Source organism: Streptomyces sp. NPDC102462, assembly GCF_044765425.1.
Classification (GTDB): Bacteria; Actinomycetota; Actinomycetes; order Streptomycetales; family Streptomycetaceae; genus Streptomyces.
Genome location: NZ_JBIWKB010000057.1, coordinates 48,349 through 57,554, shown reverse-complemented (window position 1 = coordinate 57,554; position 9,206 = coordinate 48,349). Strand labels below are relative to the sequence as shown.

Here is a 9,206-nt window from a genome sequence, read left to right as displayed (position 1 = left end):
CTCTGGCGGATAGTGCTTCATGACCACGGGACATCCGTTCTCCTGGACTCAAGATCCAAGTCTCTCGGGTGTCCAAGATCCGGGGTCAAGCCCCGAAGACTTGGCGCGGCATTGCCACTCGCTACCGCCTCGGTCCCGCGACGGCGTAGGCCGCGCTGCCGACGACCGTGAGGACCAGGGCCGTCCAGGTGCCCGCTGCCGTGCCGGGAGGCAGCAGCATCCACATCGCCACCTCCATGGGCGCACTCGTCGGGGGCGGGGCGAAGAACGAGAACGAGAGCCAGGCGAACGGCAGCGTCCATGCGTACTGGCCGCCCGAGAGCGCCGCGCCCAGGGCGACCAGTCCCATCAGGCCCGCGCTGTCCCGGACGACGAACGCGGTGGTAGCCATGGACGCGCCCATGGTCTGCGCTGTCAGCAGCGCCGTGGCGACGACCGCGCCGGCGAGCAGCACGTGCGCCGTTCTGCGAGGTACCCAGCGGATCGCGGCCGTCCGGTCCAGCGCGAGGTCCTGCCCGCCGAGCCCGATCGAGAAGGCCATCGCCCCCGTGGCGAGGACGAGCACGGGCAGCCGTGGATCACCGGGGCCCGCGCCCTCGTCCCGGGCGAGTGCCCACACCGCTACCATGCCGATCACCACCGCGGCGAGCGACGCGGGTACCTGACGCGAGCGTGCGTACAGCGTCAGCCATCTCACCGGGACGCACCGCCGACAGCACCTCGAACGGGTCGCCCTCGCAGGAGAGCGCGGCACCGCGCATCGCGTTGATCCGCGAGAGCTGCTCGGACCGGGGAAGCGCCTTGAGTTTCTTCCACACTGGGCGGGTCTCGGATTCGACCTCGCGGCGCATACTTGCCGGCGTGCCGCGGAGCGGCTTGAGGTCCCCGAGGACCCAGCCCACCGCGATGGTCTGCGCGTATTCATCCCCCCGAAGCCGCTCCAGCCGACAGGGGTGCACCCTGGCACCATGCCTTTGGCGATCAGGGCCCGGGTGAGCTCCTTGCCCTTCGCGGTGGCGACGATGTCGTCGTCGAAGTCGAGGAGCACGGTCTTGCGGGACCACTGCGGCGTGGAGCCCTTTGGCAGTACGGCGGTGTTCTCCCGGACCGAGACCGGCGCCTGATCACTCAGGGCACCGGGCAGCAGCCGCAGCGCCTCCTTACCGGGACCCGCGAGGTCCGCGAGTCGTGCCTGCTGCGTCTTCGTCACGCACACGGGGCCGTCGCACACCAGCTCCGCAGCGGCCTCGTCGACGACGTACATCCGGCGCGCGTCGGCGGGGAGGACGGGCAGGGCGATCGCCGCACCCGCCAGGACGGGCGTCAAGGCGGTCAGCCGGGCGCGCGGGGTCGCGGCGACGAGCAGCGCGAAGCCGGTCCCGGCCATGCCGAGCAGCCAGATCGTCTGCGCCGACGTGCACGGAGGCGGAGAGCGTGACGAACGCCTCGCGCACCTCGTCCACCGTTGGTGACAGCAGCGAGAGCCGGTTCGGCTCCGTGCTCGTGAACCCGTCCGCCGTGTCCGTCTCCGTCCGGCCCAGCGACATGTGCATGAGGGCTGTGAACACGAAGGCGCCCATGGCCAGCGCGGGCGGGGTGAGCGGGGACGGCAGGGCCCTCCCGGCCCCCATGCCCAGCACAGCCCCCGCGACGAGGAAGAGTGCCCCCACCAGCGAGATCGGCAGCCACCCGAAGTGCGTGTACTCGGTGTGGGCGAGCACCTGGACCCCACCCACGAGGACGAGGAACGCGAAGGCCGAGGCCAGCGTGATCGCCGTCGCGCCCGCCAGGATGGCCGCGCGGTGCCGAGCAGGCCGCGGCGTGCTCGTCAGTAGCTCGGACATCTTCGAGCGGTGATCGCGCAGTCCCTGCAGCGCCCCGAGCCCCACGGCGAGCGGCCACAGGTAGAACAGCAGGGAGCGGGTCCACAGGGCCAGTGGTGTCCACTGGGCCGTCCATGCCGTGGTGCCACTCCACCAGGCGCCGTTCAGCAGGTACAGGAACGCCAGCGCCGGTACCAGGACCACGACGCCGGCCCACGGGGCGACCGAACGCCTCAACTCGATACGCAGGACGCGGGCGTTCACCAAGTCCCCCTTGCCTGCTCGGGGTTGAGCAGCAGGGCCGAGTAGCCGCGCTCCAGCGGGCTGTCCCCCACGTGTTCGGGGCCGCCCGCCGAGGCCAGCTCGTCCGGAGGGCCCTGGAAGACCAGCCGGCCCTCGGCGAAGAGCACCACGTCGGTGCAGGCGGCGGCGACGTCCTCCACCAGATGAGTCGAGACGAGCACGCAGGCGTCCGTACCCAACTCCTGCAGCAGCTCGCGGAAGCGCAGCCGCTGCGCCGGGTCCAGGCCGACCGTCGGCTCGTCGAGCAGCAGAATCGTCGGATCGTTGACGATGGCCTGGGCGATACCGACCCTGCGCACCATGCCGCCCGACAAGGCCTTCATCTTCTCGTCGGCGCGGTCCGCCAGACCCACCCGTTCCACAGCGCGCTGCACCGCCGCGGGGATGTCCGCCCTCGGCACCTCCTTCAGCCACGCCATGTACTCGACGAACTCGCGCACCGTGAAGCGCTTGTAGTAGCCGAACTCCTGCGGCAGATAGCCGATCCGGCGGCGCAGCGCACGGTACTCGCCCATGCCGCCCACGGACTCGCCGAGCAGCTCCAGGCTGCCCCCGGTGGGGCGCAGTACGGTGGCCAGCGTCCGGATGAGGGTGGTCTTGCCCGCCCCGTTCGGGCCGAGGAGTCCGTGGACGCCGGTGCCCAGCGACAGGTCGAGGCCGTCGACGGCCATCCGTTTCCTGCCGACCCTGACCTTCAGCCCGGTTGCGTGGATCTCCCAGGCGTAGGCCGTCGGTGCGATGTCGGCCGCGCTCACGGCGGACGTCATGTGGTGTTCCTTTCCGAAGTTCTTTCCGATGGTCATCGATGAGCTCCCAGCACGGTGTACGCGCCTCTGCGGGCGATCACGACACCGATACCGATCGCGAGGATCAGCCCCCACGCGGGCAAACCGCCCGTCTGCAGAGCGAAGCTCGTACGGCTGGTGGCCAGGGTCGGCGCCACCACCACGGCGGCCCAGACAGTGGCCAGCACGACGGCTGCGCGGATCACACCGACGACACCGCCGAGCGCCAGGGTCGTCGAGGTGAAGGCCAGACAGGGCAACAGCCACTGGGCCACCATCACCCCCGTCGCCCAACCGCCCACCAGCAGCACGGGGACGACCACGGCAAGCACGGACGCGGTGCGTCGCAGCACCAGATAGAGCCCGGCCCTGGGCACCGAGGCCGTCAGTTCGTACACAGGGTCCAGACCACGCGACCAGGACGCCGCGACGCCGAACACGGGCAGGACCGGCGCGAACAACAGCACCAACGACACCTCGCCGGAGCCCGTGTCGGACAGATCGAGCAGCAGGGCCAGCAGCGTCACGCCCACGACCATGGCCAGCCACGGCACCATCGTCGGCGTCATCCACCTCGACAGCGGCGCCGACCAGCGCCGTCGGCGCGGCATCGTGGCAGTGACCGCGAGTTGGGGTTCCAGGCCGGACCACACGGTGTCGACCAGCGACGCCGCGGCGGGCACCCCGGCACCGACAGCGGCAGACAACCGGTCACGGCACACCCGGCACATCTCCAGATGCGCCTCCACGGCCCACACCTCGTCGGCGGAGAGGCCCGCGCCGCCGCGCACATACCCCTCGATGATCCGCTTCGACGCGTGTTCGATACTCATGCCAGTGCCCTCCGCATCTCGATACGGGCCCGGCGGGCACGGGTCTTGACCGTGCCTTCGGGCAAGCCCGAGCAGCACCGCGGTCTCACGGACGGACAGCCCGTCGAGCACCATGGCCTGCAGTACCTGTCTCAACTCCGGCGCGAGGCACCTCAGTGCGTCCCCGACATCACCGTCGACGGTTCCTGCGAGCGCCAACTCCTCGGCGGCGGGCGCCGCCTCGGGCGCAGCTGCGGCCGGCGGCGGCTCCGCGTGGTGCGCCCTGCGCCGGAACGCGTCGACGAGGCGGCGCGCCGCGATCGTCCACAGCCAACCGGTGGCCGTCCCCCCGACCGCGGCCCCGGCGAACGCACCCGCCGCGCGCCAGACCGCCAAGTAGGTCTCCTGCATGACCTCCGCGACGATCTGCTCGTCCACACACCGGCGGCGCAGCCGCACCGCCATCCACGGCGACGTACGCCGGTACAACTCTTCGAACGCGGCACGGTCGCCCTTTGCCACCAGCCGGACGAGACGCTCCTCGTCCACCTCGTGCAGCGCTGCTCTGACTGATCTCACACCTGCTAGACGCCCGGCCCGGGCGACAGGTTATCCCGTTGCTGTGATCCACGTCACAGGGCGTCTTGCTGTCTTGGCCTTCGGGCGAGCTTGGTCATCTTCGCCCGCAGCGGCTCCAGCTTGCCGCGCACCGAGGCGTCCAGGCCCAGCCGCTCGCCGACCGCCCTGACCCGCACCGGCCCGTCGGCCTCCCGCACGATCGCCAGGATCCTGCGACAGTCGCCGGGCAACGCGCCCTCACCGGCCGCGTCGCTGCGGTGCGGGATGAGCAGCACTGCCCGCCCTGCCACCTTCACCGATACCGAAGCGACAGCCCCGGTGTCGGCCTGAACCTGCTCGGCCAGGCGGTTCAACACCCGCTCTGCGATGGCCAGTTCGTCCCGCTCGACCTAGACCTCCTGAAGCTGCTTGGTCAACTACTCGGCGAGGGCGTCCAGTTCGTTCCGGCGAGCCGTGATCCACTGCCGCTCCTGCATCCCAGGCCCTCCCGCGATCCCGTGGCGGGTCGACCTGCCGACGGATCGTAGGCGGGGACAAGTCGCGGGCGTAGCCGAACCAGGCACCCACCGGAACCGGACCCACCCAATGATCTACACCAGGTCATCGGCCGCCGACCGGCGCGAGTACCCCACTCGTCATTCACACCAGACCCGCGACCTGCGACTTCACGCTGCACACCACTCATTGGCGAACGGTGGAGTTCCCGCTGTCCAGCAGGCCGACCAGCATGTCACCCGGCAGTGGATCCTGCAGCGCGGTGAAGACCTCAATGGCACACAGTTGTCCGAACGGTCCCAGACCAGGTACGGCCGCGATCAGCTCGTTCAGCGCTTCTGGCCCCATAGGGATCAGCGCATGCTGGGCGTCCTCTGCCATTTCGCTCGATTCTGCGTCCAGTTCGCCAACCCGCTGGGCAACCGTGCCGTCCATGCCCCTGAGTCTGGCTCGGCGTCACCCACCACGGCCACTCGATAAACCACTCGTCCCATGCCCACGACAACGTTGCTGTCCACGGACCTCGGACGACCGGACACTCGGTCACAGCACGCTGGGACGGCACGTGGCTGACGCTGTCAGCAACACGAAACCACAGCTCCGACCGACCAGGGAGGATGAAAGATCCAGATAACAGCCTGCTCATCAGTCAAAAAGTTCCACCGGCATGCGGCGGACGGTAGCCATGCCCCGACAGCGATCGAGGATCTTCCTCCGAACCCCCGCACCAGGCCGATCACGTGCGCTAGACGACCACGATCGTTCTCACCGGGATTTCTGTCAACGGCCATTTCGTTCTCCCCGTAGTGTGAAGTCCCATGGGTTGTTGGACAGTTCTGTCCCGGTTGATGCTGGACGGTCCCGCAGCACATTTGACGGTCTCGGCACATCCTGGACGACCGTGGCTCGTTGGTGCTTCCGTGACGGAGACGCGTGAGCCGGAGCCGGTGGACGACCGGCGGTGGATGGCCGAGCACCGGTACCGGGCAGTACTTCAGGTGCTGGACGGGGCGCCGGTCGCGCAGGTGGCCCGCGAGTTCGGTGCGTCGCGGCAGTCGGTGTACACCTGGATCGAGCGGTACCACGTCGGCGGGCTGGACGCGCTGGTGGACAAGTCGCGCCGACCGCACGTCTCGCCGCACCAGGTGCCTGCCGAAGTCGAGGCCCTGGTCTGCGAACTGCGCCGGTCATACCCTCGCTGGGGCGCCCGCCGGATTGTCCATGAGCTGGGCCGGCGCGGGCTGGTGCCGGTGCCAGGCCGGTCTACCGTGCACCGGATCCTGACCCGGCACGGACTGATCAACCACCAGGAGCAGAACCACCGCCGCGTCTACCGCCGCTGGCAGCGCGACGCTCCGATGCAGCTGTGGCAGCTGGACATCATGGGCGGGGTGTTCCTTGCCAGTGGGCGCGAGTGCAAGCTGGTCACCGGCATCGATGACCACTCACGGTTCATCGTGATCGCCAAGGTGGTCGCCCAGCCGTCCGGCCGCGCGGTGTGCACCGCCTTCGCCGAATCAATGACCACCTACGGGGTGCCGTCGGAGGTGCTGACCGACAACGGCAAGCAGTTCACCGGCCGCTTCACCAAGCCGGTCCCGGCCGAGGTCCTCTTCGAACGGATCTGCCGGGAGAACGGCATCACCGCCCGGCTGACCAAACCCCGATCACCGACCACCACCGGGAAGATCGAAAGGTTCCATAAGTCCCTGCGGCGTGAACTGCTCGACCACGTCGGTCCGTTCGCGGACCAGGCAACAGCCCAGGCTGCCATCGACGCCTGGGTCCACGGCTACAACCACAACCGGCCGCACCAAGCGCTCGACATGGCGGTGCCCGCTGCCGCCTTCCGCCCTGCGGCCACGAACCCACCGCAGGACCGACACGAGGTCCACCTGCCTGAGCCGCAGGATGGGACAACGCCTGCGACGGCCGAACTGTTGGCGCCGCAGCTGCCTGCACTGCTGCCGTCACCGCGGTTGCCCGTCGACGAATCCCACATCAGGGCGGTGGAGTTCGAGGCGCTCATCTCGCCAATCGGCAGGCTGTGTCTGCCCTCTGGCCAGCAGCTGAAGTTCCCTGCCGCGCTGGGCGGACGCACCGCCACCGTCTGGGCCGACGAGCGCAGTATCCACGTCTTCATCGACGGCGAACTCGCCCGCACCCGCACCTCCCAGTTCACCGCGGCCGACCTGAAGGCGCTGGTGCAGCGCGGCGGGCGGATCGCCGGCCCCGAACCAGCGGCCCCAGCCCTGCCCGAAGGGGCGCAGGCCCCGCTCGTGGTGGAGGTCGACCGGCTGGTCGGCCGGGACGGTGACGTCGGCTTGGGCGGGCAGCGCGTCAAGCTCGCGGCCCAGCTGGCCGGACAGCAGGTCACCCTGCGGTTCGACGGCCAGCTGATGCACGTCATCGCCGACGGCCGCGTGGTCAAGACACTGCCTGCGCCCATCCCACCGGAGCAACGAGCCCAGATCAGCGGGGCCCGCAGCCCGAGTACCGCGATCATCCCGCCGTCGGCGAAGGCCCTGCGGGCTCAGCGCAAAGTGCCTGCGGACGGCGTGGTGATGGTCGGCGGCCAGCGCCTGCGGATCGGCCGGCCTCACGCCGGGAAAACCGTGAACATCCTCATCGAGGACACCGTCTTCCGCGTCCTGGACGGCGACATCGAACTGTCGACCCACTACCGCACCAGCGACAAACCGATCAGGCAGTTCAAGGCGGTCGCGCGCACGAGGAAGTAGCGACTGTCCAGCATCTACCGGTGACGTCCAGCGTCTCCTGGGACCAAACTGTCCAAGATCTCTCGGGACCTCACACCGTCACGAGACCAAGCGCGGCTTCTGTCCTAACTGCGGCAGTCGAATCGCGGCGATCGACAGTGGCGTTCCAGAGCTCGGCATCAACGTCACGGCGCTGGACGACACCAGCGGCTCTGATCTCATTCCGGTCAACCAGTCCTTTCGTGGCAACGCTGTGCGCTGGCTTCCACAGGTTGCAGATACTCAGAAGAGGGCTATCGGCTGAAGTACGCAAGGAATCGGGGGCGGTCTCAGGCGCCCGTGCACTCACCGCAGTTGTCGGGGCAATATCGGCTTCATGACCATGCCCACCGTCCCCGGCTCCCCAGCCGCGATACGCCTGACGCCTTCCGTGACCGCCGCGCCCTACGACCACCCGGACGCCCGCCGCCTGACCCAGGCCCTCCGCGCCGAACAGCTCGGCCTGTACGGCTTCGCCGATGACCCGGACACCACCCCCGAGGCAGACTTCGACCCGCCCGGGCTGTTCCTCATCGCCCACGTCGGCGAAGAGGCGGTCGGGTGCGGAGGAGTACGCCTCCTCGACGAGCACACTGCGGAGATCAAACGGATGTACGTCTCCGGTGAAGCCCGTGGCTACGGAATCGGCCAGCGCCTCCTCGCACACCTCGAACGGCATGCCGCCAGCCGAGGAGCAACGCGCATCATGCTGGAGACCGGACGGCGCAACACCGCCGCCCTCGCTCTCTACCGCCGAGCCGGTTACCTGCCCTGCCCCTCCTACGTCGCCGGACGCGATCCCCGAGTCAACCGGGCCATGACCAAGCCCCTAGGCAGCAGTTCACGGTGACGGTTGGAGGGCGGCCCCGCCCTGTGCCGGCCTCCTGCCGAGGAGGGTGAAGTACTCCGTCGCGGTGATCGGCTCCCGCTCCGCTGCGGGGAGCCGGGAGAGGATTCCAGGAAGGGGCCGCTCCCGCGCGGCTTCGCTGCGGTGCGCCAAGATCGCGGCCAGCTTCCGGTCCATGCAGTCGCTCACGTCGACCGTCTCGGTGACGTGTCCGTCCGGCACGCTGAGCACCTTCTTGCCGACCCGCGTCAACAGCGCACCCAGTGCGCCCACCCCCGAATGCGGATGCGTCGCGGCGTACAACGCATCGGGCTGCCAAGGAGCCCCGGCCTGCGGGTAGAGGTGTTCCAGGCCTGCGGCGTGGAACGCCAGCAGGGTCGCCTGGTGGGTGCGTAGGTGGTCCGGGTGGCCGGTCAGCTGGCCGTAGGCGTCGTGGGTGACGAGGACCTGTGGCCGTACGGCGCGGATGTGTTCGACGATCAGCCCTGCCACCTCCTCAAGTGGGGCGTCGCAGAGCCGGGGGCGGCCGGGCGCGGAGTCCGGGATGCGGGCGTCGGCGAATCCCAGCATTCGCGGCCTGCCCGCCCCCAGGATGCCCAGGGCGTCGGCGAGTTCACCGGCCCGGTGGCTGTCGGGCGCCCAGGTGGCGGTGACCACGGCGGTCGCGGCGCCGGCGGCGGCGTGCTGCGCGAGGACGCCGCCGGCCAGGAGGGACTCGTCGTCCGGATGGCCGAAGACGCCCAGCAGGGACGGCCGGGACCCAGAAGAGGACGGAGGCACGGTGTAAGACCCTTTCTGTGGAA

The 9,206-nt window shown here is 69.6% G+C and carries 8 protein-coding genes and 2 pseudogenes; 2 read left to right on the top strand and 8 right to left on the bottom strand.

What is annotated here, in order from left to right; all coding sequences use genetic code 11:
- Positions 1-121: 121 nt before the first annotated feature.
- From ACIRFL_RS34730 to ACIRFL_RS34700, 7 genes and pseudogenes are all read right to left on the bottom strand, one after another.
- On the bottom strand, positions 122-697 hold the full coding sequence (locus tag ACIRFL_RS34730) for a hypothetical protein (protein WP_404036703.1): 576 nt from the start codon (positions 695-697) through the stop codon (positions 122-124).
- A pseudogene (locus ACIRFL_RS34725) lies at positions 694-2,087 on the bottom strand (hypothetical protein). The gene ACIRFL_RS34730 and the pseudogene ACIRFL_RS34725 overlap by 4 nt, the downstream one beginning before the upstream one ends.
- Positions 2,084-2,893, bottom strand: coding sequence for an ABC transporter ATP-binding protein (locus tag ACIRFL_RS34720; protein ID WP_404036700.1), 810 nt, complete (start codon positions 2,891-2,893; stop codon positions 2,084-2,086). The pseudogene ACIRFL_RS34725 and the gene ACIRFL_RS34720 overlap by 4 nt, the downstream one beginning before the upstream one ends.
- A gap of 32 nt (positions 2,894-2,925) precedes the next feature.
- Positions 2,926-3,744: a zf-HC2 domain-containing protein gene (locus ACIRFL_RS34715; RefSeq protein WP_404036697.1), complete on the bottom strand. Its 819-nt coding sequence runs from the start codon at positions 3,742-3,744 to the stop codon at positions 2,926-2,928.
- Positions 3,741-4,245, bottom strand: a pseudogene (locus ACIRFL_RS34710) (RNA polymerase sigma factor). Before ACIRFL_RS34710 ends, ACIRFL_RS34715 begins: the two are co-directional and overlap by 4 nt.
- Before the next feature lie 110 nt (positions 4,246-4,355).
- Positions 4,356-4,592 (bottom strand): hypothetical protein, encoded by a 237-nt coding sequence (locus ACIRFL_RS34705; protein WP_404036694.1) that lies wholly within the window; start codon positions 4,590-4,592, stop codon positions 4,356-4,358.
- Between the two features lie 391 nt (positions 4,593-4,983).
- Positions 4,984-5,232: a hypothetical protein gene (locus ACIRFL_RS34700; protein ID WP_404036692.1), complete on the bottom strand. Its 249-nt coding sequence runs from the start codon at positions 5,230-5,232 to the stop codon at positions 4,984-4,986.
- Positions 5,233-5,762: 530 nt separating this feature from the next.
- On the opposite strand from ACIRFL_RS34700, the gene ACIRFL_RS34695 reads away from it, so the two are divergent.
- Positions 5,763-7,538: an IS481 family transposase gene (locus ACIRFL_RS34695; RefSeq protein WP_404036708.1), complete on the top strand. Its 1,776-nt coding sequence runs from the start codon at positions 5,763-5,765 to the stop codon at positions 7,536-7,538.
- Positions 7,539-7,893: 355 nt separating this feature from the next.
- Positions 7,894-8,406, top strand: coding sequence for a GNAT family N-acetyltransferase (locus ACIRFL_RS34690; RefSeq protein ID WP_404036689.1), 513 nt, complete (start codon positions 7,894-7,896; stop codon positions 8,404-8,406).
- On the opposite strand, the gene ACIRFL_RS34685 is transcribed toward ACIRFL_RS34690, so the two are convergent.
- Positions 8,398-9,183, bottom strand: coding sequence for a PIG-L deacetylase family protein (locus ACIRFL_RS34685; RefSeq protein WP_404036686.1), 786 nt, complete (start codon positions 9,181-9,183; stop codon positions 8,398-8,400). The two genes, ACIRFL_RS34690 and ACIRFL_RS34685, sit on opposite strands and share 9 nt — an antisense overlap.
- Positions 9,184-9,206 lie beyond the last annotated feature (23 nt).